Genomic DNA, 22101 nt, shown 5'->3' on the forward strand with positions numbered 1-22101 from the left:
GCTCTCATGTTGTTACCGGTGATCATGGCAGGCGGTTCGGGGTCGCGCCTGTGGCCGCTTTCGCGGCAACTGAACCCCAAGCAGTTCCTGCGCCTGACCGACGCGCACCTGTCGATGCTGCAGCAGACCATCACGCGGCTGGAAGGCGCCAACGTCGCGCTGCCGCAGTTGATCTGCAATGAGCAGCATCGCTTCCTGGTGGCCGAGCAATTGCGCCAGTTGGGCCTGGAACAGGCCAGCATCCTGTTGGAACCGGTGGGGCGCAACACGGCGCCGGCCATCGCGCTGGCGGCGTGCAAGGCGCTGGCCGAGCACCAGGACCCGATCCTGCTGGTGCTGGCGGCGGACCATTTGATCGAAGACGTCCCGGCGTTTCATGCCAGCCTGGAAGTGGCGCTGCCGCTGGCCCGCGACGGCAAGCTGGTGACCTTCGGTATCACGCCCACTTGCGCCCATACCGGCTACGGCTATATCGAACAAGGCGCGGCGGCGGGCGAGGGCGGTTATCGGGTCAAGCGCTTTGTCGAGAAGCCCGACGCCGTCACCGCTGCGGCGTATGTGGCCGACGGTGGGTATTACTGGAACAGCGGCATGTTCATGTTCCGCGCCAGTCGTTACCTGGAGGAGCTGGAACGCTTCCAGCCGGCTATCCTCGAGGCCTGTCGCGTGGCGCTGGAAGGCGGCAGCCAGGATCAACCCTTCACCCGCGTGCATGCCGCGACCTTTGCCGCGTGCCCGGACGACTCCATCGACTACGCGGTGATGGAAAACACCCATGACGCGGTGATGGTGCCGTTGCAGGCCGGCTGGAGTGATATCGGCTCGTGGTCGGCGTTGTGGGAGGCCAGCGAAAAAGATGCCAGCGGCAATGTGATACGCGGCGACGGGCTGAGCCTGGACACCCGTGACACCTACGTCCACGCCGACAGTCGGCTGGTGGCCACGGTGGGGGTGCAGGACCTGATCATTGTCGAGACCAAGGACGCGGTATTGGTGGCCCACAAGGACCAGGTGCAGCAGGTCAAGGCCATCGTCGACCTGCTCAAGCAGGCCGGGCGCCATGAGCATCTCAACCACCGCGAGGTGTATCGGCCATGGGGCATGTACGACTCGGTGGACAACGGCCAGCGCTATCAGGTCAAGCGCATCACGGTGAAGCCGGGGGCCAAGTTGTCGGTGCAGATGCACCACCATCGCGCCGAGCACTGGATCGTGGTCAGCGGTACGGCGCGGGTGACCAATGGCGAACAGACTTACCTGGTGTCGGAAAACCAGTCGACCTATATCCCCATCGGCCAGGTGCACGCCCTGGAAAACCCGGGGGTGATCCCGCTGGAGTTGATCGAAGTGCAGTCGGGCTCTTATCTGGGCGAGGACGATATTGTGCGCTTCGAAGACAAGTACGGCAGGGCCTGAGGTTTTCCGACAATTAATAACGTTTTTAATAACTTCGCCGGGCGCAATGCATTGAAGGCCGGGGCTTGCCGGGAAAACGTTATTTTCAACTAGGTCGGTTGAATATTATCTGTCTGGTGTGCTGTTTAGTTGAATGGCACTATCGGTTTGCCTGCTCACTGATGATAAGGAGTCTGAAATGAGAAAATCACTGGCTATTCTGGTACTCAGTGTCTTGAGTACTTCGGCGATGGCCGACGAGTTACCGTTGGGGCTTGATACCACAGTGGCCGGAACCGTTACGGTGGGGCAAACGTTGTTGGTCGGCACTGCCCTGGTTGCCGGTGTTGCCGCTGTTTCCAACAGCGGCGGCAGCTCCAATGGCGGCACCACCACGGGTACTACCGGCACCACCGGCACTACGGGTACCAGCAACTAGTCGTACACCTTCCGCTTTTAAGACCGCTTGGAATCCCCGCCCAAGTGGTCTTTTTTTCTTGTCGTCTATCGCGAGTGTCCTAGCACTATGATGCGTATTTTTTCTATTGCAGCCGTGGCCGCTGCATTATTGCAAGGCTGCATGTTTTCCCCGGGTCAATATATGGATACGGCCGCCCTGACCGAAGAGGGCGGGCCTGAAAACAGTCGCGTGGATTTAATTCCGATTACGCCAAAGTTATTGGCCATGGACGCGGCAAGTCATGTGCCTTATTCCATTCCAGCAGAACTCTTGAGTTATAAACCCGGGCCGTATTTGATCGGCGCCAATGACGCGCTGTATATCACGGTGTGGGATCACCCTGAACTTACCGCGCCGTCCGGCCCGCAGCAGCAGATCGATGCCAACGGTCGCTTGGTCAGCCCCGAGGGCAACCTGTTTTATCCCTACGTCGGCGAGGTGGTTGCCAAGGGTCGCAGCATTGAAGCGCTGCGCAGCGAGATCACCGACAAGCTGCGCCAGTACATCGACAGCCCTCAGGTGGATGTCAGCGTGTTGCGTTTTGCCAGCCAGAAAGTGGTGATCAGCGGCGCGGTGATCAAGGCCGGGCCGGTGCCCCTCACCACGATTGCGATGAACGTCAGCGAGGCCCTCGGCGCCGCCGGGATCGACCCGATCAACGCCGACCTGTCGAACCTCACCCTCACCCGTGGCGGCAAGCGCTACACCCTGGACCTCGACACGCTCAACCTTGAGCAGTCGCGCCTGAATGACATCTATCTCAAGGACGGCGACCAGCTGTACCTGGCCTACAACGATCGCAAGCGCATCTACGTGATGGGCGAGGTGATGCAACCCCGCGCGCTGAGTTTCAAGACCCGCAGCATGAACCTCTCCGACGTGCTGGGTTCAGTGGGCGGGGTCAACCAGAACACCTCCAACGCCGATGCCATCTACGTGATTCGCGGCGCGCAGAACATCGATGTGGAACCGGCCAAGGTGTTCCAGCTGGAAGCCGGCTCCCCCTCGGCCATGGCCCTGGCCACGCGTTTTGATGTGCAGCCCCAGGACGTGGTGTTTGTCGGCCCGGCGAATATCACGCGCTGGAACCGCTTTATCAGCCAACTGGTGCCGTCCGCGTCGATCATCGGCATTGGTGCATCCACCCAGAACAACCTGAGCGAAGCCAGCAGCCGATAGGGTGGTACCTGCGTGAACAATCTGAAAATCGGTACGTACGCAGGGTTGGCGTGGCTGTTGGCTGGCTGCAATCCGCTGATGCAGGCCTCGCTGGATACCTTCAAGGCTGCCGTCGGCGGCCCGCCGCCGTTGGTGTTGAGCCAGGCCCAGGTGGATGCGGTGCCGTTCCCCCAGATCAAGGTCACCACGGTGTCCGGCGCTGGGGTGATGGCGTTGATTCGCCAGCGTGACGACCTGCAGTTCTGGGTGGCGTCCGGCAAACAGGTGCTGCTGCTGCGCGATGGTCTGGTGGTGCGCACGGTGGGCCTGGGCACTGACCTGGATGGCACGCGCTGGCAGGGCCGGTCACCGTTCCAGCAAGGGTTGCATCGTGTCCCGGACGGCTATCGCAGCACGCGCCAGATCGACGTGGTGGACGGCTATCGCCTGGGCATTACGGTCAACAGCCGCATGACGCGCCAGGGACTGGAGAGCGTCGAGATTCTCGACAAATCCTATGCCTTGCTGCGGGTGGATGAAGACATCGAGGCCGCCGGCTTTCACGCGCGTAACCGTTACTGGGTCGACCCCGGCGACGGTTTTATCGTGCAGAGCGAGCAGCACCTGACGCCCGACCTGACGCTCACCATTACCCAACTGCAACCGACTCGCAAGGATGCCCCATGATGCTGCGAAAATTGGCCGCGCTGGTGCTGTTGTGCAGTGGCGCCAGTGTGTCCCAGGCGGCGATGACCGTCAGCGGCGAGGTGCGCAATCCGGGGCCGATCCCCTTGGCGCCCGCGGCGCGCTTGCTGGATGTGATCACGGCGTCGCAACCGGATGCCCAGGGCTATTGGCTCGGTGCGGCCTGGCTGCGCCAACCCTTGCTGGCACAGCAGGCACGGCTCAAGGCCGGTGTGCTGTTTGACCTGCAAACCCTGCAGCGTGCGGCGTTGGCGGCCGGTCGCGAAGGTCGCGCGCATGCGGCGGCTCGGCTCTATCAACAGGTGCAGGCCTTGCCGGTGACCGGCCGCCAACAGGCGATGCTGGATCCGGTGGCGGTGGAAGTCGGCTTTGCGCCGAACCCGCTGGTCAGTGAGGGCGACAGCCTGGTTTATCCGCCGAGGCCGGACAGCGTGCGTGTCGTGGGTGCCGTCGCCGTGGCCTGCACGTTGGCATTCCGGCCGATGCAGCGGCCCCTCGATTACCTCCACGCCTGTCCGGCCCTGGCGGAAGCGGACCGCGATTACCTGTGGCTGATCCAGCCCGACGGCCATGTCACCCGCCTGGGTATCGCGGCATGGAATCGCGAGGAGGGCACGCCTCCCGCGCCGGGCAGCACGTTGCTGGTGCCGATCCGCAGCGACGACCTGGACCCGCTCACCCCCGAACTCAATCAGCAACTGGCCGAGTTTCTTGCCACCCAACCCCTGGCCGAGGTCACGCCTTGAAATTATGTATTGCAGCCGTGCTGCTGGTGCCCTGTGGCGTCGCCCATGGCGATCCCCGTTACACCCAAAGCGATTTCGGTGGCGTCGGGCTGCTGCAAACCCCCACCGCCCGCATGGCGCCCGCCGGCGAACTCAGCGTGAATGCCAACCGCACCGAACCCTACAGCCGCTACAGTTTTTCGGCGCAACCCCTGGACTGGCTGGAGGGCACCTTTCGCTACACCGCGATCACCAACCGCCCCTATGGCGCCGAGTCCTTCAGCGGCGGCCAGAGCTATAAGGACAAGGCCGTCGACGCCAAAGTGCGTCTGTATCAGGAAAGCCACTGGCTGCCCGAGGTGGCGCTGGGGTTCATGGACCTGGGTGGCACCGGGTTGTTTTCCAGCGAGTACCTGGTGGCCAACAAGCGCTACGGTGATGTGGATTTCAGTGCCGGCATCGCCTGGGGGTACCTGGGCAGTCGCGGTGATTTCGGCAACCCGTTGGGCGCCTTGGATGATCGTTTCAACCAGCGGCCCACCGCCGAAGGCTCCGGCAGTTTTTCCAACGGCTACTTTCGCGGCCGGCCCGCGTTGTTCGGCGGGATTGCCTATCAGACACCCTGGGCACCGCTGAGCCTCAAGCTGGAATACGAGGGCAACGACTATCAGAACGAACCCCGCGACAACAACCAGCGCCAGGACTCGCCCATCAACCTGGGCCTGGTCTACAAGCTGGCCGACTCCATCGATGTGAGTGCCGCCTGGGAACGTGGCAACACCGCCATGTTCGGCATCACCCTGCACACCAATTTCGTCAGCCGCAAGGCCCCGGTAAAAACCTACGACCCGCCGGCCCCCAAGTTGCCTGCCAAGGCCCCGACCACGCCGATGGACCAGGTGGATTGGGCCGCCGTCTCCCGGCGCCTGCACGATAATGCCGGCTACAACGTGCAGCGCATTACCCAGCGCGGGCCGGAGTTGTTGGTGTACGGCGAACAGCAGCGCTATTTCTACAGCGCCAAGGCGGTGGGCCGCGCCAGTCGGATTCTGGATGGCAGCGTGAATGACCAGATCGATTGGTTCACCCTGGTGAGCGAGCGTTATGCGCTGCCGATCGAAGAAACCAGCGTGCCGCGCGAGACCTTTCGCGAGGTGGTCAACCACCGCGAGGACCTGCAGAACCTGCATCGCCAGGTCGAGGTCAATCGTGCCAGCAACCGCAGCCAGACAGTGCTGTACACCCAGCCGCCCAAACCCTTCACCTATGGGGTGGGGCTGGGCTACAAGCAGAACGTCGGCGGGCCGGATGGCTTGCTCTACCAGGTGTCCGCCGACCTCGACGGCGAGTATCGTTTCACCCGCAATACCTGGTGGAGCGGCCTGCTCAGCGTCAACCTGCTGAACAACTACGACGGGTTTACCTACGATGCGCCCAGTGGCTTGCCCCGGGTGCGGACCGACCTGCGCCGGTACATGACCACCTCCGATGTGACCCTGCCGACCTTCCAGCTCAACCATGCGCAGCAGTTGGACCAGGACCTCTACGGTATGGTCTACGGTGGTTTGCTGGAGTCGATGTACGCCGGTGTCGGCAGTGAAGTGCTGTACCGCCCGATGGGCCAACGCTGGGCATTGGGGGCCGACCTGAACTACGTGCGTCAGCGTGGTTTCGAGCAGGATTTCAGCTTGCGCGATTACCGCACCCTCACCGGACATATCACCGGCTACACCGATCTGCCGTTCAACATTCAGGGCGCCTTGAGTGTCGGCCGCTACCTGGCCAGGGACTGGGGCGCGACCCTGGACCTGTCGCGGGAATTCAACAATGGCGTGCGGATTGGCGCGTGGATCACCCGCACCACTGCATCCAGCGCAGAGTACGGCGAAGGCAGCTTCGACAAAGGCCTGTACCTGTCCATTCCGTTCGATGAGTTGATGAGCCTGTCGACGATGCGGCGCGCCAACCTGGTATGGGCGCCACTGACCCGCGATGGCGGCGCACGCTTGAACCGCGCCTACTCACTGCATTCGATGACCGATGGGCGCGACAGTGAGCTGTTCTACAAGAACATCGACAAGATCACCGAATAAATGCACCCACACAGATACTGTCTCATCCAACACCGCTCAAATCCGTAGCAGCTGCCGAGCCGCGGCGAGGCTGCGTTTACGGCCTGCCAGGCACACCGCTGACGCAGCCTCGCTTGCGCTCGGCAGCTGCTACGCAGGTGAGGTGATGATGGGGATTGGCACTCGTAGCAGCTGTCGAGCCCCGGCGAGGCTGCGTTTATGGCCTGCCAGGCACACCGCTGACGCAGCCTCGCTTGCGCTCGGCAGCTGCTACGCAGGTGAGGTGGTGATGGGGATTGGCACTCGTAGCAGCTGTCGAGCCCCGGCGAGGCTGCGTTTACGGTCTGCCAGGCACACCGCTGACGCAGCCTTGCTTGCGCTACGGGGGTGAGGTGGTGATGGGGATTGGCATTCGTAGCAGCTGCCGAGCCGCGGCGAGGCTGCGTTTACGGTCTGCCAGGCACACCGCTGACGCAGCCTCGGTTGCGCTACGTGGGTGAGGTGGTGATGGGGATTGGCACTCGTAGCAGCTGTCGAGCCGCGGCGAGGCTGCGTTTACGGTCTGCCAGGCACACCGCTGACGCAGCCTTGCTACGCAGGGGGTCAGTAGATGTCCTTGGACAGCAGCGTAAACGGCGTCTTCAACAGGATCTTGATGTCCAGCCACAGCGACCAGGTATTGATGTAGCGCAGGTCGATATCGACGCGCTGTTGCATCTTCTCCAGGGTCTCGGTCTCGCCCCGGCAGCCATTGACCTGCGCCAGGCCGGTGATGCCGGGTTTGATCCGATGGCGGGCCATGTAGGCGCGGATTTTCCCCGAGTAGTAGTCGTTGTGTGCAATCGCATGGGGGCGTGGGCCGACCAGGGCCATGTGCCCTTGCAGCACGTTGAACAGCTGCGGCAATTCATCGATGGAGGTACGCCGGATAAACCGGCCCACCGGCGTAATGCGTGAATCGTTGCGACTGGCCTGGCGTACCTCATGGTCGTCATGCACACGCATGGAGCGGAATTTCCACACCTTGATCACCTCGCCATTCCAGCCGTGGCGGTCCTGCTTGAAGATCACCGGGCCGGGGGAGGTGAGCTTGATCAGCAGGGCGACCAGCAACAGCAGCGGGCTCAGCACGATGATCGCCAGAGCAGCCAGGCTCTTGTCCAGCAGCGACTTGCTCAGTGCAGCGGTGGGGCGGCTGGTCAGCGGGCTTTCGTTGAGGTAGATCGCCGGCAGCCCATCCACTTCGGCCACGCAATGGTTGAGCAGCAGCATGTTATTGAGGTCGGGCACCCAGATCACATCCACGCTGATCTCCAGCAGGTTGAGGTACAACGCCTCAATGTGGGTGGCGTCCTGCAATGAATGGGTGATGTAGAGCCGGCGGATGCCGTGTTGCCGGATCAATTGGGGCAGTTGCGGCAGCTCGCCGAGGATCTGCGCTTGCGCATCCTCGGTCGCCTCGGCACGGCTGCCGACCAGACCCACCAGGGGCGAGCGTTTTTGCCGTGAGAGGGTCCTGGCCAGGTCCACCGCAAGCTTGCCAGTGCCCACGATCAATGATTTTTGGCGTTCGTGAAGTTGGCGGTGGTAATACCGGGACAGGCTGTGCAGCGGTATGTAACACAGTGCCAATAACGGGTAACTGACCGCCGCCCAGAGTAATAAGGTTTCCACAGGGAACAGTGCGCTGGCATGACAGGCTACGCCCACGGCAAACAATATACCCATGGTTAACAGCCAGCCCATGAACAAGCGTCCAAGGCCCACGGCATAATCATCTTTCTTGCTGTAGACATCGCATAAGGTATACGCCGGGAGAGAGGCCAATATCGTAAAGGCGGCCAGGACGCGGTAGTAATACTCCAGTTGGCCAGTCTTCAAGATAACCAGCGTAAATAACAGTGCAACAACTAAGCTCGATGCGAGTGTCCATTGTCCCCAGAACGTCAAACCCCTGGGGGTCAGGTTGCGATGCATTCTAGTGTTATTAAGCATAGTTCTGCTCCCGGTGATGACCGCGCACGTGGTGGCAGGCGTTAAGGGTTAACGGTTAACTTTTATAAACGACAGGCACGCGCAGGCGTGTGCCCATTGATAGTAATGAACGGCAGGGGGCAGTGGCTGACGACTTATAACAAGGTCAGGAGGGTCTGGCGAAGTGGATGTTATAAAAGGGCAGGTAGAAGAGTTTTTAATAGGCAGGGTGAATTAAAAGGCCTGGGTTGTTTTTATTTTTGTTAACGGCGTGGCTGACTAAGCTCGAGCGGCTTTTTGATTTTTTGCGTCAGGCAATAACCACGGTTTCTTACCGCACGAAACAGGCGTTCACCGTCGTTGACCCGCTTGAACTTTTCCTGCAAACGACTCAGGCACATTTCCAATCCGCGGTATAAATCGGGTTCACGACCTATATTACGGATCAACTCTTCTTTGCTGACCACGCGTTCTTCATGGTGCAGCATCTTTTTAATCAGCGCCGATTCAATAGTGGTCAATGAAATGCGCAGGCCGCCCTTGACCAGTGCTCGATCATGTTGGGTGAGCAGCCAGAAATCCTGTGGATACAGTGGCGTTCGTTCGGCGCTGATCTCTTGAGTACGCGTATGGTTATTCGGTGCGCTGTCAGGGGCCTTGGCGGTTGGCATTCTGGATTCTTGCCGCTTGGGGTTAAACGATTGTGAGGGCAAGTTGAGGGTGTGGGTAATAATGTAGGTATTAAAATGCGGGGTGATCTGTGGTTGGGAAAACGCCGGATTTGTATCGGCGGGGTCCGTGGTCGCCGGGGCGTTTACATCGTAATAGAAAAACTCTGCGTTGGGCGTGAAGTCCTGCAGTGCGATAGACGCAAGTGTTGGAGCGAAGGCGTGTTTCTTGAAAGAACTCATAGGGTCCACCCATATCAGGAAGATGCAGTTGTTAAAGGCAGTCAGCGGGGGAGTAATAGCCGCCCTGAAAGTATTCGAACGGCAAGTTTTTAGCCAGCATGGCGCTGTCGGCAAACTCGACCTGATCGGCGATGAAGCAGACCCTGCAGGCACTGATCAGTTCCAGCATGTGATCGTAAAGCCGGTCGAACAGGTCCGAACGCGTATTGAGGCTGAGCCTGAGGGCAGAATCCGGAAAGGGCATTTTTATATAGTCGTAGAGCTCTAGGTCGACCAGCAGGTCTGCCGGCTTTGTATCGAGTCTGTAGTTGTTGTAGGCCAACGTGATACCGCTATGGTCTTTCAACTTATACAACTGACGCACCATCGCCCGGCGTTCTACCGGACCGGGCAGGGCGTCCAGTGGGTTGTCGAGACTGAGGGTGAAGGGTTGTTTGTGGTCTTCCAATGCCCGCGCGGCCTGAATGATCGCCTTGAGGATGTCCTCGTTCATCAGGGCCGATTGACCCATGCGCAGAAGCGTATGACTCGTCGCCGGGCTGACTGCCTTAGGCGTTTTGCGCGGTGGGTGGATATGGCGCAAGGCCTCAGTGCAGGCACTTTCAAGTTGTTCGGGATCAACGCCATCCGCTACGCTGATTTCGCTGCCCCACCAGGCATGACCGCGATCAACGATGGCTTGCCTGATGATCTTGAAGTGCGGGGTATGTACAGGGGGCGTTTTTTCACTATTCACGGCTCGGCCCCTCCTTAGTGGGTTGGAAATGGCTGGCGCAAATAAGACCCCGGCTGAGTTTATAACCATAACCGCGAATATTTTGGATGATGTTTTCACCGTAGTGCGCCTTGATTTTACTGCGCAAACGGCTGATGGATTTTTCCAGTGCGCGGGAGTCGTAGTACTTGGTATTAAGTCCCATGACACGGGCGATCTCATTATGACTGAGCAGTCGGTTCTGAATAAGCGCTTCCAGTACTTTCATTTCGACGAAGGATATTTCCAACTTTTTCCCGTCGCCATACAGGCACATGCGGTCTTGGTCGAGAATCAGGTCGCACTGATTGAGTCGAGCGCTTTCACTGAGAAAAGCATCAAACAGATTCAACTTTTTTTCGGGTGAAGTTTCGATCGCCTTGATGCAGTAATCGGCGCCAGCCAGATAGTATTTTGTTTTGCTCAGGGTCGACGCAAAGGTGATCACGACGAATATCGTGCAGTCGGGGTTTTCAGTTCGCGCTTTTTTTATTATGTCCAGGCTCAGATTGCTGGCGGAGGGTGTATCAATTTCTATAATGATGGCACGGTAATGTACGTGGCTTTCCTGGGTGTCAATTAGTTGACCGTAGCAACGTGTATCGACTTTTAAATTATTCGCTACAGTGCGAACTAAAAGCGCCCGAAAGTCCTCTGATTTCGATTGAGTCCGTGCAATAGCGAGGACGTTGGAAAAATGCATCACCTACTCCCTTTTCCGGCATGCAAGGCCGTCAGTTCAATCGCTGCTAGCGTTTAGATACTAATCGAATTGATTCCGCTAAAACGTGACAAATTTTAACATTCACCACTTGGTTTTTACGAGCGCAGGGGGTAATAGGGGGATATTTCATGGGAGGTTGTACCGACTTACACATATCCTAGTGCAAACTCTTAATGCTCGATAAGTATTTTAGTTCCAACGATTTTTTTGACGGGTGCAGGTTTAAGCGTTGACCTTCTCAGACCGGAAAAACGCCTGCAGAGCGCCCCGAAGGTTGGCGGCCGGCCCCTCGGATGGGCTCAACGGCGCAACTGCACTTCGGCCTCGATGCACGCCACCAGAAACTCCATGACCACCTTCACGGACGGCGAGCGGCGCATGTCGGGGTACACCGTGAGCCAGATATCACGTAAAGGGCCTTCGACCGCAGTGGGCAGCCTGACCAGCAGCGGGTCGTGATCGCCCACCAGGGTCGGCAACACCACCGCGCCGACCTGGGCCCTGGCCGCCATTTGCTGGGTGGCCAGGTCGCTTGCGGCAAACGCGATCTCACGGCCGCCGCGCAGTTGGTGCATCCAGGCTTGCTGGGGCAGGTGGTCACGGCTGCTGTCGTAGGCGATGAACGTCCACTGCGCAGCCGGCAATTGCTGGAACGTCGGCGGGCCATACAGCCCGAAGCGCACCACGCCGACTTTCCTGCGTACCAGGGCTTCCTCATCGGGACGCACCGTGCGCAGGGCAATATCCGCTTCACCTTTGTCCAGCGCGGCCAGTTGGGTCGACGGCATCAGCACCAGGTTCAACTGCGGGTATTGGGCGCGCAGCCGCGCTATATGGGGCGCAATGCAATAGTGGGCGATAGACGGCGGGCAACTGACCCGCACCGTGCCGGCCATTTCGATCGACGCGACCCGCGACAGGCGCATCACCTGCGTCGCCATTTCGTCCATGCCCGCCGCCAACTCCGCCAATGCCAGGCCTTGCGCGGTCAGCGGGCGGCTGCGCGGCAGGCGGTCCACCAGTTTGACGCCGAGGGCTTTTTCCAGCGCATCGACGCGGCGCCCGACGGTGGCGTGCTCCACCTGCAACTCGCGGGCGGCCGCCGACAACGACTGGCTACGTGCCAGTACCGTGAAGTAATACAGGTCCTGCCAATCGAACATCGGGTTATTTCCGCACGGAGGTTGGGAAGCTTTGGGGAATTTTCCTACTGAGAGCGTCCTTTTACCATGGCCGCTTCCCAGTGCACACGGAGTTGTCCCCGATGAAAGCCATTACCTTGCAAACCTACGGCGGCCCTGAAGTCGCCCAATTGCGCCATGACTTCCCCAAACCCCAGGTGTTGGCCGGGCATGTGCTGGTCAAGGTGGCGTGCGCCGGGATCAACTTCATGGATATCCATACCCGCCAGGGCAAATATGCGCAGTCGTCGACCTATCCGGTGCGCCTGCCCTGCACCTTGGGTATGGAGGGCGCCGGCGTGGTGGTGGAAGTCGGCGCAGGCATCAGCCATTTGGCCGTCGGCGACCGGGTGGCGTGGTGCATTGCCTGGGGCGCCTTCGCCGAGTACGCCCTGGTGCCCGCGGCCAGGGTGGCGCAGATTCCCGGTGCCATCGCCTTCGATCAGGCGGCTGCGGCGATGTTTCAAGGCTGTACCGCCCACTACTTGATCGAGGATGTCGCCAGGTTGCAGGCCGGCAGCACCTGCCTGGTCCACGCTGCGTGCGGCAGCATCGGCCAGTTGCTGGTACAGATGGCCCGGCGCTCAGGCGCCACGGTGTTCGCCACCGGCAGCACCGCTGAACGATGCGCCATTGCTCACGAGCGCGGGGCCCACCAGGCCTGGGTCTATGACGGCGGCCGATTTGCCGAGCGGGTGTTGGAGGCCACAGGCGGGGAGGGGGTGGATGTGGTCTTCGATTCGCTCGGCAAAAGCACCCTGCGTAACAGCTTCCGCGCCTGCCGCACGCGCGGCCTGATCGTGAACTACGGCAATGTCTCGGGTTCGTTGACCGATCTCGACCCGATGGAACTGGGGGAGGCGGGCTCGCTGTTTTTGACGCGCCCCCGGCTGGCCGACCATATGGCCGACGGCGCGACCGTACAACGGCGTGCCAACGCGGTATTTGCGGCGATGCTCGAAGGTACGTTGACGGTGGCTATCGAAGGGCATTACACGCTGGAAACGCTGCATCAGGTACATGAGCGCATCGAAGCGCGGCAACAGATCGGCAAGGCTGTGGTGTGGGTGGACCGCGACCTGCATTAATCGAAGACGAAAAAAAACCGGCTGATCAGGCCGGTTTGGGGTGCCCCGCGAACAGTGCGGGATTAAGCGTGGTTGTCCAGCAGGCGATCGGCACCGCCTTCAACAATACCGCGTTGCTGCAAACGATCGGCACCGCCTTCAACAATACCGCGTTGCTGCAAACGATCGGCACCGCCTTCGGCCAGGCCACGTTCCTGCAAGCGATCAGCGCCACCTTCGGCAACGCGGTTGCCTTGCAGGCGGTCGGCGCCATCTTCGGCGACGCGGTTGCCTTGCAGGCGATCGGCGCCATCTTCGGCGAAGCGGTTGCCTTGCAGGCGATCGGCGCCATCTTCAACAATACCGCGTTGCTGCAAGCGATCAGCACCACCTTCGGCAACACGACGTTCCAGCAAGCGATCCGAGCCACCTTCGGCAACACGACGTTCCAGCAGGCGATCCGAGCCACCTTCAGCAACACGGCTTTCGATCAGGCGATCCGCGCCGCCTTCAGCAACAACAGGGTGGGCAAATGCGTTTGCAGCGAGTACCGAGAAAGCGAGGCTAAGCAAGATTTGGCGTTTCATGATGGTGTGCTCCGAGTGTTTTAGTTGGGTGTTGCCTGGTATGGGTTTGATGTTACGCGTTGCATTTTTTAAGAGAACTTCATTGGGCTGATGGTGACTATCGATGCCAGCGATGGCCCGTTTCAAAGGGCCATCGCCGAGCCGGTCACGGCATCTGTGGCCGTTCCTGGGGGCGCAGGTCGAACACCAGCACCTCGGCATCCTGGCCCTGGCTCAGGCGGATTTGCCGCTCATCGCGCACTCGGGCACCGTCGCCTTCCTGCAAGCGCTGGCCGTTGATGTCCACGCTGCCCCGAGCCACATGGATGTACACGTGGCGATCCGGCGGCAGGTCGAGGGTCGCGGCTTCGTCGCCGTTGAACAGCCCGGCGTACACCCTGGCGTCCTGGCGCACGGTCAGGGAGCCGTCGCTGCCGTCCGGCGAGATGATCAGTTGCAGGCGCCCTTGTTTCTGCGCCGCGCTGAAGTGCTCCTGTTGATAGCGCGGCTCGGCACCGGCCACGGCGGGCACGATCCAGATTTGCAGGAAGTGCACGCCACGGGTCTGGCTGTGGTTGAACTCGCTGTGGGCCACGCCGCTGCCGGCGCTCATCAGTTGCACATCGCCGGGGCGAATCACCGAGCCGGTGCCCAGGGTGTCCTTGTGTTCCAGGGCGCCTTCAAGCACATAGGAGAAAATCTCCATGTCGCGGTGCGGGTGTTGGCCGAAGCCTTTGCCGGCCGCGACGCGGTCGTCGTTGATCACCAGCAGGTCGGAAAAACCCTGTTCATCGGGGTTCCAATAGTTGGCGAACGAGAAGGTGTGGAACGACTTCAACCAACCGTGATTGGCGGCGCCGCGTTCGGAAGCTTTGCGAAGGGTCAGCATGGTCTTGTCCTCAAGTGAGCGCGGGCTGCGAGATGCAGGGCGCTTGCGTTGAGAAGAAGGTTACTGGCAACCTGAAAATTCATTAAGAAGCTGAAATTTGAATAACTGTCTCCTTGAGATTGACAGTAAAAGCCATGCCATAATGCCTTTCGCTTTCTTCCCCTCGATGGATGCTTCCCGTATGAAAACCGTGGCCATGGCGCTGTTCCCTGACTTCCTCCTGCTTGACATGGCCGGGCCGCTCGAAGTGTTTTCCATTGCCAACCGCTACCTGCCGGCGGCGGAGCATTACCAGATCCTCACCCTGGGTACCGAGCCCGGTCCGTTGCGCGCCTCCAATGGGGTGCTGGTCCAGACTGACCTGCTGCTGGACCAGGCCCAGGCGGCTTATGACCTGCTGCTGGTGCCCGGCGGCCCGGGTGCCTATAACGAATGCCATCCGGCGCTGCTGCCCTGGCTCAAGGCGGCGGCGCCACGGGCGCGGCGCTTCGGCTCGATCTGCACCGGCGCCTTTGTGCTGGGCCACGCCGGGCTGCTCGACGAACGCCGCGTGACCACCCACTGGCACTACACCGAGCGCCTGATCAAGGCCTTCCCCAAGGCCATCGTCGAGACGGATCGCATCTACCTGCAGGACGGGCGGTTGATTACCTCGGGCGGGGTCACCGCCGGTATCGACCTGGCGCTGTCGATCATCGCCCAGGACCATGGCAAGCAAGTGGCGGTGGATGTGGCCAAGGTGCTGCTGGTGGTGATGAAGCGCCAGGGCGGCCAGGCCCAGTTCAGCCCGATGACCGCGTCCGTGGCACCCCAGGAAACCGCGATCACCCGGGTGCAGAACCATGTGCTCGCCCATCTGGACCAGCCCTTTACCATCGAGTCCATGGCCGAGCTGGCCGGCATGAGCCCGCGCCACTTTGCCCGGTTGTTCGCCAAGGACGTGCAGATGACGCCCATGGCCTTCCTGCAGGGCGCGCGCATCGACCGCGCCCGGCAACTGCTGGAAACCACCGACCTGCCGCTCAAGACCGTGGCGTTCCACGCAGGCTTCGGCAGCGTGCGGCACATGCGCTTTCTATTCAGTGAAAAACTCGGCCTCAACCCGACCCAATATCGCCAGCAGTTCAGTTAACGACAGGATGTCCGTCTCGCGCACCCGATTGTCCGTATCGCTCCCTGTGCCAGCATTGCCCTGTTACAGGTAGCTGGCAAGATAAGGTCGAGCCCATGGAAAAGGATGCGCGGAAGCCCAAGATCGGGCGTTTCAGCGCGATTGCAGACATGAATATGCCTCAGGCGATTGACGCGGATAGCACGGTGCGCTTCGGTGACTATGCCTTTCATCGGCAGCAGCGGCTGGTGAGCAAGGCGGGTTGGCCGGTGCCGTTGGGCGGGCGGGCTTTGGATATTCTGGCGGTGCTGCTGGAGTCGCCAGGGCAATTTATCAGCAAGGCCACCCTGATCGAGCGGGTCTGGCCGTGCAGCGTGGTGGAAGAGAACAACCTGCGGGTGCACATCGCCGCACTGCGCCGTGCCCTTGACGGGCAACGCTTGATTATCAACGACCCCCAGCGCGGTTACTGCTTCGCCGCCCCCGTGCGGGTCGCGGCTGCCGCGGTGCTGCCCCGGCATAACCTTGCCCCCCGGCTAAGCCCGCTGATCGGTCGCGATGAACTGCTGGGCGTGCTGGTGCGGCGGGTGTCCGGGCAGCGCCTGATGACCCTGACCGGGTGCGCCGGCGTGGGCAAGAGCACCTTGGCCCTGGCCCTGGCCGAGCGCGTGTTGCCGCGCTACCGCGACGGTGTGTGGTGGGTCGACCTGGCCACGGTGGAGGCGCCGCTGATGATGCTGCGCCACCTGGCCACGATCCTGCACCTGGAACCCGGCGGCAGTGTCACGCAGTTGTGCCGCCAGTTGGTCTCCCGGCAATTGCTGCTGGTACTCGACGGCGCCGACCTGCTGCTCGGTGCCTGTCGACATCTTTTGCGGGCGCTGCGCGAAAATGCGCCCCAGGTCAGCGTGCTGGTCAGCAGTCGCGAAGCGTTGCAGGCCCCAGGCGAATGGGTGCTGCGCGTGCCCCCGCTGGGCGTGCCGGCGCCGTCGGCGCTGGGCAGTGTTGAACAGGCGATGGCGTTCCCCGCCGTGCAACTGTTCGTCGCCCGGGCGTGTGCCGGCCAACAGGGCTTTGTGTTGCGCCGACAGGACCTGGCGCCATTGCGGGACATCTGCCGGCGCCTCGACGGTATTCCCCTGGCCCTTGAACTGGCGGCCGCCCAAGTGGATGCGCTGGGCGTGCGCGGTCTACAGGCGCAGTTGCACAGTGGATTGCAGGTACTGACCCGGGGCCGCCGCACAGCGGTGGAGCGCCACCAATCCCTGACCGCCGCCCTGGACTGGACCTACGAGCGCCTGAGCCTGCCGGAGCGCTGGCTGTTCCTGCAACTGAGCCTGTTCAAGATGGCTGTGACCTTGCCCACCCTGGGTAAGCTGGTGGCCGGCACCGAGCTGGAACACGCCGATTTGTCGTACCTGCTCGGGCGGCTGGTCGGCACCTCGCTGCTGAGCCTCGAACCCGGTCCGGGTTATCCGCGCTATCGTCTGCTCAACAGCGTGCGCAGCTATGGCCTGGCACTCCTGCGTAACCCGCAGCAGGTGGCGCGTTTGCAGCAGGGTTATGGGCATTACCTGGGAGCGTTTTCAGGCCGGCCGTTTGTCCTGCAACTCGTCGAGCAGGCGGCGTACGCGGACTAGGTCCTGGGTGGCGAAGCCTTCGCTGAATCGCGCGTAGACCGAACCCAGCAGGTCGCGAGCAGCCTGCACACGACCCTGCTGTTGCCACAGCCGCGCCAAGGAGTCCGCACAGCGCAGTTCCCAGGCCAACGCGCCTTGCTGGTGTGCCAGGCCCAGGGCTTCGAGCAGCAGCGCCTCGGCCCCGTGGGGATCGGCCATGGCCTCGGCGCGCACGCGCAGGATTTCCGGGCTGCACCAGCCGGCGGCACCGCTCCGGGCGCGTTCGAACAAGGCCTCATCCACTGCACGGGTGTTGAAGGTCACCAGGATGTCTGCGACCAGCCCCAATCCCTGCATATCGGCGATCTGCGCCGTGCCTTCGTAGCATTGCGCCCAGGTGTGGAACAACTGCACTGAATGCTTTTGCGCCTGTTGCAGGAGGAGGTCCAAGCGGTCGCGGGCTGCAAGGGTGTCGCCGTTGCAATGGGCGATGACCACCCCGGCCAGGGCCAGGGTGTAGCAAATCGACGTGCCGTGGTTGATCTGCAACGCCAGCTCCAGCGCCTGGCTGGCGGTGCGCCACGCACGTTCGGGAAAACCGCGCAGCCACAGGATGCGCGCGAGGATGGTCAACGAGGCCACGCTCTGGTCGTACTGCACGCCAAAGCCGTGGGTAAACCGGTTGAGATGGCCGCTCTGGGCCATGCGCTGGATCACCTGTTCGGCATTCTGCTGCGCCAGTATCTGATTGCCGGCGAAGTGCTGCGCCAGCACCCTCAGGCGTTGGGCGCTGAGGGCCAGCAACGGCTCGGCCTGAGGTCCCAACCGGTCGAAATGCAGGCTTTGTTCCAGGGCCTCGCGGTAGTTGCCGCCACACAGGCTGACCGCCATTTGCCCCGACACCGCGCGCAGTTGGCCGACCAGGTTGCTGTCGGCTTCGGCCAGGCGCCGTGCATGGGCAAAGGCTTCGATGGTCTGCGGCGTACCGCCCTGGGTGTGGTAGGAAAAACTGCCGAAGGCCAACTGCAGGGCCATGTTCAAGTGCGGGCTCGGTGTGCTCGATTGCCCCAGCCGCGCCAGTGCCTTGCCCACATACAGGCCGTGTTCGCGCAGCAGCGACAGCTCCTGCCACAACGGCATGGCGCTGACGGTGAGACGAATGCCCAGCAGGTGCACGCCCTGGTCGCCCAGGCCCCAGTCGAGGGCGGCACGAATGTCTTCGCGCAGCGGCGCATAGCGGTCGATCCAGGTTTGGGTGGCGGTCTGTTCCCAATCGTCCTGCGCCTGGTTCATCAGCACCAGGCAGCGCCTGGCGTGGTGTTCACGGGTGGCGTCGAGTTCATTGGCAACGCTGAGTTTTTCCAGGGCATAGGTGCGGGTGATGTCCAGCAGGCGATAGATCACCTCGTCATCCCCGGCCTCCACATTGAGCAAGGATTTCGCCACCAGCTGGGTGATCGAACCCAGCACCTCGGCCGGTGCAACCTGTTGCCCGGCGATTACCGCCGCCGCACTGGCCAGGCTGAAACCACCGCGGAACACCGCGAGGCGACGCAGACAGATCTGCTCGCAGCCGGTGAGCAATTCGAAGCTCCAGTCCAGGGTGGCACGCAAGGTTTGATGGCGGGGCAGGGCGCTGCGTCGGCCACGGGTGAGCAGGCGAAAGTTGTCTTCCATCTGCACCAGCAGGCCGGGCAGGCCGAAGCGCTCGATCTGCGCGGCCACCAACTCGATTGCCAGGGGAATGCCGTCCAGGCGTTGGCAGATATCAATGGCCAGGGGCAGTTCGGCTTCGCTCAGTTCAAAGCTGTCCTGATGGGACATGGCCCGCTCGATCAGCAGTTGCAGGGCTGGATAACCCAGGGCCTGAGCGCGGTTACCGGTGGCGGGCGGGCAGGCCAGGGGTTCCAGGCGCTGCACCGACTCGCCCTCGGCGCGCAAGGCCTCGCGGCTGGTGGCGAGGATGTGCAATTGGGGCGCGTGGCGCAGCAGGGCCTCGCTGATCAGCGCGATGTCGTCCAGCAGGTGTTCGCAGTTGTCGATCACCAGCAGCAACTGGTGCTCCTGCAGGCGGCGTGCAAACACGGGCAACGGTTCGTGCTCGGTGTGGGTGAGGTCGAGGAGCGCGGCGAGATTGGGCAGGATCATCGACGGCGCGCTGAGAGGCGCCAGGTCCAGCAGGCGAATACCGTCGCGGTAATGGCCGATCAACAATTCCGCCACGCGCAAGGCGACGGTGGTCTTGCCGATGCCGCCGGCGCCGGTCAGGGTGATAAAGCGCTGCTCGGGCAGCTGCTGTACCAGGCTGTCGATCAGGGCCTGGCGGCCAAGCATGCGCGTGCGTCGCAGCGGCAGGTTGTGGCTCGGGCGTTGGGGGGCGCCTTCGGTCGGTAGGCTCATCGGCTCGATGCTCAGTGGCGCCACAAAACTGTAGCCACGTTGGGCCACCGTAACGATATAGCGCTGCCCGGCCTGGCCATCGCCCAGGGCCTTGCGCAGCGCCGCCATGTGCACCCGCAGGTTGCCGTCTTCCACCACGCTTTTGGGCCAGACCCGGGCGATCAGTTCCTGCTTGCTCACCACCGTGCCGGCCTGCTCCAGCAGGATCAGCAGGATGTCCACGGCCCGCCGTCCCAAGCGCAATGGGCGACCGGCCTCCAGCACCAGGCGCTGGTGCGGGTGGATACGGTAAGGGCCGAAATGCACGGCCTGGTCGCGTGGGGCACTCATGGGTGGCCATGCTCTGGGAAAAGTAAGCGGCCAGCATATTCCAGGTGCATGCAGACCACTAGGCAGCGATCTCTTGAGGCTTGTGACGCAGTTGGTGATTTCGCCAGGTCATCGGGTTGACGCCCTCGCTGCGCGTGAACATATGGCAGAAATGCGCCTGGTCGCAAAACCCGCACTCCAGGCTGATTTGCGTGAGGCTCAAGGAGGAGCCGGTGATCAGTTCCTTGGCCCGCTGGATGCGTTGCTGGCGTATCCATTCCTGGGGCGACAGCCCGGTGGTGCACTTGAATGCGCGGGAAAAATGGCTGCGCGACAGGGCGCAGGCCTGGGCCAGGTCGGCAATCGCCAGGCTTTCCCCGAGGTTGGCGAGGATCAATTGCTTGGCGATCCGCTCGCGCCGGGGGCACAGGCCGCCGGTGGCGGATAAGCGAGGAGTACAGTACGCAGGTCGGGCCATGACGAATATCCGCAGTCGATGGGAGCGTTCCCGGTGAATGGATGCAGTGTAGACCGGCTCATTTTTGGCGCCCCACCGTCTGGCTGGCGAGTTAATCGTTGTTAATTTCGCCAGGTTCGGTCACGAAAAAGACAGCACAGGCATGCAATCCAGGCAGTGTTTTTCCTGCTTAGCTGGCAGCCTGCTAACCGTTTGGATACCGCCATGAACCGCAACGACCTGCGCCGCGTCGACATGAACCTGTTGGTGATTTTCGAAGCGCTGATGTTCGAGAAGAACCTGACTCGGGTCGCCGAAAAGCTCTTCATGGGCCAACCGGCGGTGAGTGCGGCATTGGGCCGGCTGCGAGATTTGTTCGACGACCCGTTGCTGCTGCGCAACGGCCGGGGCATGGAGCCCACGCCACGCGCCGTGGCGATACTCAAGGAGCTGCAACCGGCCATGGACACCATTTCAGGCGCAGTCAGCCGCGCCAAGGATTTCGACCCTTCCACCAGCTGTGCGGTGTTCCGCATCGGCCTGTCCGACGACGCCGAGTTCGGCCTGTTCCCGCCGTTGCTCAGCCAACTGCGCGAAGAAGCGCCGGGCATTATCGTGGTGGTACGCCGCGCCAATTACCTGCTGATGTCCGCATTACTGGCCAGTGGCGAGATCTCGGTGGGCGTGAGCTACACCACTGAACTGCCGGCGAATGCCAAGCGCAGGAAACTGCGGGACATTCCCTGCAAGGTGCTGCGCGGGGATGACGGCGTCGAACCGCTGACCCTCGACGATTATTGCGCACGGCCCCATGCGATGGTGTCGTTCTCGGGGGACTTGAGCGGCAATATCGACCTGGACCTGGCCCGTATCGGCCGTGCCCGGCGGGTGGTGCTGGCGGTACCGCAGTTCAGTGGCTTGCGGGCGCTGCTGGCCGGTACGCAGATTATTGCCACGGTGCCGGACTATGCGGCGTGTGCGTTGACCGAGGGCACGGCGCTGCGGGCAGAGGATCCGCCGTTTGCGATCGATGCGGCGGAGTTGTCGATGGTGTGGAGTGGGGTGCATGACAATGACCCGGCGGAGCGGTGGTTGAGGGGCAGGATTGCGCAGCATATGGCGGGAGGGGGGTGAGCTTGGTGGCCTCTGGACCGACCGGAGTTGTTCCGGGTGTACTCGGTAGAAATGTGGAAGGGGCTTGCCCCCGATGAGCATCAGTATCTACACAACTTCTTTCAGCGGTCTGTGGCGAGGGAGGCCGCCCAGCCTGTAAACAGGCTGCGCTTTCGCGCAGAGAACATGCCGATAAATCGGCAAATAATTTATTTTTAAAATTAATGAGATAAATTTTGTTCTATAAGAGCTTGCTCCCGTGGCGGCCTTCGGGCCGACCTTTTTTTGGAGTTTTAGCGAGTACATATCCGTTGCTGCGGTAACGGCTGCTTAGGGTTCCGCTCTTACAGCGGGTCACTTTTGGAAGAGCGCCAAAAGTAACCAAAAACGCTTCGCCCCAACACTCGGCACCTCGCTTAGGCTCGGTGTGCCCTCACTCCGGCTTTGGAGCGTGGGCCGCCGCGATGGGCCATCCATGGCCCAGCGCGGCTAACCCGGCGTCCTGCCGGGT

Annotated in this window: 19 protein-coding genes; 10 read left to right on the plus strand and 9 right to left on the minus strand. The window is 61.8% G+C overall.

Translation table 11 applies throughout. The annotated features are described in order from the left end of the window. The first annotated feature begins 6 nt into the window (after window positions 1–6). From BFQ01_RS10150 to BFQ01_RS10175, 6 genes are all read left to right on the plus strand, one after another. Window positions 7–1416 (plus strand): mannose-1-phosphate guanylyltransferase/mannose-6-phosphate isomerase, encoded by a 1410-nt coding sequence (locus BFQ01_RS10150; protein WP_065925166.1) that lies wholly within the window; start codon window positions 7–9, stop codon window positions 1414–1416. 178 nt (window positions 1417–1594) lie between these two features. Continuing rightward, window positions 1595–1834: a hypothetical protein gene (locus BFQ01_RS10155; RefSeq protein ID WP_027608676.1), complete on the plus strand. Its 240-nt coding sequence runs from the start codon at window positions 1595–1597 to the stop codon at window positions 1832–1834. Between the two features lie 87 nt (window positions 1835–1921). Next, window positions 1922–3034, plus strand: coding sequence for a polysaccharide biosynthesis/export family protein (locus tag BFQ01_RS10160; RefSeq protein WP_065925167.1), 1113 nt, complete (start codon window positions 1922–1924; stop codon window positions 3032–3034). Window positions 3035–3046: 12 nt separating this feature from the next. Further along, window positions 3047–3700: a YjbF family lipoprotein gene (locus BFQ01_RS10165; protein WP_370671251.1), complete on the plus strand. Its 654-nt coding sequence runs from the start codon at window positions 3047–3049 to the stop codon at window positions 3698–3700. Next, window positions 3697–4464 (plus strand): capsule biosynthesis GfcC family protein, encoded by a 768-nt coding sequence (locus tag BFQ01_RS10170; protein WP_065925168.1) that lies wholly within the window; start codon window positions 3697–3699, stop codon window positions 4462–4464. The genes BFQ01_RS10165 and BFQ01_RS10170 overlap by 4 nt, the downstream gene beginning before the upstream one ends. Then, window positions 4461–6536, plus strand: a complete 2076-nt coding sequence (locus tag BFQ01_RS10175; RefSeq protein WP_065925169.1) for a YjbH domain-containing protein — start codon at window positions 4461–4463, stop codon at window positions 6534–6536. The genes BFQ01_RS10170 and BFQ01_RS10175 overlap by 4 nt, the downstream gene beginning before the upstream one ends. A gap of 582 nt (window positions 6537–7118) precedes the next feature. Here the strand turns inward: BFQ01_RS10175 and BFQ01_RS10180 are convergent. The 5 genes from BFQ01_RS10180 to BFQ01_RS10200 form a co-directional block, all read right to left on the minus strand. Beyond that, window positions 7119–8510 carry an undecaprenyl-phosphate glucose phosphotransferase gene (locus tag BFQ01_RS10180; protein WP_065925170.1) on the minus strand — a complete coding sequence of 464 codons (1392 nt, stop codon included), beginning with the start codon at window positions 8508–8510 and terminating at the stop codon, window positions 7119–7121. Between the two features lie 242 nt (window positions 8511–8752). Beyond that, complete coding sequence (locus tag BFQ01_RS10185) at window positions 8753–9400, minus strand: winged helix-turn-helix domain-containing protein (RefSeq protein WP_065925171.1); 648 nt, start codon at window positions 9398–9400, stop codon at window positions 8753–8755. Window positions 9401–9431: 31 nt separating this feature from the next. Next, a complete protein-coding gene (locus tag BFQ01_RS10190) occupies window positions 9432–10136 on the minus strand; it encodes a hypothetical protein (RefSeq protein WP_065925172.1) in 705 nt (234 codons plus the stop codon). Then, complete coding sequence (locus BFQ01_RS10195; protein ID WP_065925173.1) at window positions 10129–10857, minus strand: winged helix-turn-helix domain-containing protein; 729 nt, start codon at window positions 10855–10857, stop codon at window positions 10129–10131. Before BFQ01_RS10195 ends, BFQ01_RS10190 begins: the two co-directional genes overlap by 8 nt. Window positions 10858–11177: 320 nt before the next feature. Further along, a complete protein-coding gene (locus tag BFQ01_RS10200; protein ID WP_065925174.1) occupies window positions 11178–12041 on the minus strand; it encodes a LysR family transcriptional regulator in 864 nt (287 codons plus the stop codon). A 101-nt stretch (window positions 12042–12142) separates the two neighbouring features. Between BFQ01_RS10200 and BFQ01_RS10205 the strand changes: the two genes are divergently transcribed. Further along, window positions 12143–13147, plus strand: a complete 1005-nt coding sequence (locus BFQ01_RS10205; protein WP_065925175.1) for a quinone oxidoreductase family protein — start codon at window positions 12143–12145, stop codon at window positions 13145–13147. A 62-nt stretch (window positions 13148–13209) separates the two neighbouring features. Here the strand turns inward: BFQ01_RS10205 and BFQ01_RS31355 are convergent, their stop codons facing one another. Both BFQ01_RS31355 and BFQ01_RS10215 read right to left on the minus strand, forming a co-directional pair. Next, window positions 13210–13713, minus strand: a complete 504-nt coding sequence (locus tag BFQ01_RS31355; RefSeq protein ID WP_083244865.1) for a phage infection protein — start codon at window positions 13711–13713, stop codon at window positions 13210–13212. 145 nt (window positions 13714–13858) lie between these two features. Further along, on the minus strand, window positions 13859–14581 hold the full coding sequence (locus BFQ01_RS10215) for a pirin family protein (RefSeq protein WP_027608665.1): 723 nt from the start codon (window positions 14579–14581) through the stop codon (window positions 13859–13861). Between the two features lie 181 nt (window positions 14582–14762). Here BFQ01_RS10215 and BFQ01_RS10220 point away from each other — a divergent pair, with 181 nt between their 5' ends. Together BFQ01_RS10220 and BFQ01_RS10225 are read left to right on the plus strand one after the other, a co-directional pair. Further along, a complete protein-coding gene (locus BFQ01_RS10220) occupies window positions 14763–15713 on the plus strand; it encodes a GlxA family transcriptional regulator (protein ID WP_065925176.1) in 951 nt (316 codons plus the stop codon). 95 nt (window positions 15714–15808) lie between these two features. After that, the gene (locus BFQ01_RS10225; RefSeq protein WP_065925177.1) at window positions 15809–17332 is read left to right on the plus strand and encodes a winged helix-turn-helix domain-containing protein; all 1524 of its coding nucleotides are present in this window, start codon (window positions 15809–15811) and stop codon (window positions 17330–17332) included. Here BFQ01_RS10225 and BFQ01_RS10230 read toward each other — a convergent pair. Further along, entirely contained in the window at window positions 17279–20041 is a 2763-nt protein-coding gene (locus tag BFQ01_RS10230) for an ATP-binding protein (protein ID WP_065925178.1), read from the minus strand. The genes BFQ01_RS10225 and BFQ01_RS10230 overlap by 54 nt on opposite strands. A gap of 58 nt (window positions 20042–20099) precedes the next feature. Beyond that, entirely contained in the window at window positions 20100–20498 is a 399-nt protein-coding gene (locus BFQ01_RS10235) for a helix-turn-helix domain-containing protein (RefSeq protein WP_065925179.1), read from the minus strand. 204 nt (window positions 20499–20702) lie between these two features. On the opposite strand from BFQ01_RS10235, the gene BFQ01_RS10240 reads away from it, so the two are divergent. Beyond that, window positions 20703–21611: a LysR family transcriptional regulator gene (locus tag BFQ01_RS10240; protein ID WP_027608660.1), complete on the plus strand. Its 909-nt coding sequence runs from the start codon at window positions 20703–20705 to the stop codon at window positions 21609–21611. Window positions 21612–22101 lie beyond the last annotated feature (490 nt).

Origin of the sequence: Pseudomonas sp. 8 R 14, assembly GCF_900005955.1 — a bacterium.
Taxonomy (GTDB): Bacteria; Pseudomonadota; Gammaproteobacteria; order Pseudomonadales; family Pseudomonadaceae; genus Aquipseudomonas; species Aquipseudomonas marginalis.

Bases quoted from the DNA above. Each gene is read 5' to 3' on its own strand.
- BFQ01_RS31355 (WP_083244865.1), bottom strand. From the start codon at position 13,713: ATGAAACGCCAAATCTTGCTTAGCCTCGCTTTCTCGGTACTCGCTGCA.
- BFQ01_RS10215 (WP_027608665.1), bottom strand. From the start codon at position 14,581: ATGCTGACCCTTCGCAAAGCTTCCGAACGCGGCGCCGCCAATCACGGT.
- BFQ01_RS10185 (WP_065925171.1), bottom strand. From the start codon at position 9,400: ATGAGTTCTTTCAAGAAACACGCCTTCGCTCCAACACTTGCGTCTATC.
- BFQ01_RS10195 (WP_065925173.1), bottom strand. From the start codon at position 10,857: ATGCATTTTTCCAACGTCCTCGCTATTGCACGGACTCAATCGAAATCA.
- BFQ01_RS10150 (WP_065925166.1), top strand. From the start codon at position 7: ATGTTGTTACCGGTGATCATGGCAGGCGGTTCGGGGTCGCGCCTGTGG.
- BFQ01_RS10170 (WP_065925168.1), top strand. From the start codon at position 3,697: ATGATGCTGCGAAAATTGGCCGCGCTGGTGCTGTTGTGCAGTGGCGCC.
- BFQ01_RS10205 (WP_065925175.1), top strand. From the start codon at position 12,143: ATGAAAGCCATTACCTTGCAAACCTACGGCGGCCCTGAAGTCGCCCAA.
- BFQ01_RS10220 (WP_065925176.1), top strand. From the start codon at position 14,763: ATGAAAACCGTGGCCATGGCGCTGTTCCCTGACTTCCTCCTGCTTGAC.
- BFQ01_RS10225 (WP_065925177.1), top strand. From the start codon at position 15,809: ATGGAAAAGGATGCGCGGAAGCCCAAGATCGGGCGTTTCAGCGCGATT.
- BFQ01_RS10155 (WP_027608676.1), top strand. From the start codon at position 1,595: ATGAGAAAATCACTGGCTATTCTGGTACTCAGTGTCTTGAGTACTTCG.
- BFQ01_RS10230 (WP_065925178.1), bottom strand. From the start codon at position 20,041: ATGAGTGCCCCACGCGACCAGGCCGTGCATTTCGGCCCTTACCGTATC.
- BFQ01_RS10235 (WP_065925179.1), bottom strand. From the start codon at position 20,498: ATGGCCCGACCTGCGTACTGTACTCCTCGCTTATCCGCCACCGGCGGC.
- BFQ01_RS10180 (WP_065925170.1), bottom strand. From the start codon at position 8,510: ATGCTTAATAACACTAGAATGCATCGCAACCTGACCCCCAGGGGTTTG.
- BFQ01_RS10240 (WP_027608660.1), top strand. From the start codon at position 20,703: ATGAACCGCAACGACCTGCGCCGCGTCGACATGAACCTGTTGGTGATT.
- BFQ01_RS10160 (WP_065925167.1), top strand. From the start codon at position 1,922: ATGATGCGTATTTTTTCTATTGCAGCCGTGGCCGCTGCATTATTGCAA.
- BFQ01_RS10200 (WP_065925174.1), bottom strand. From the start codon at position 12,041: ATGTTCGATTGGCAGGACCTGTATTACTTCACGGTACTGGCACGTAGC.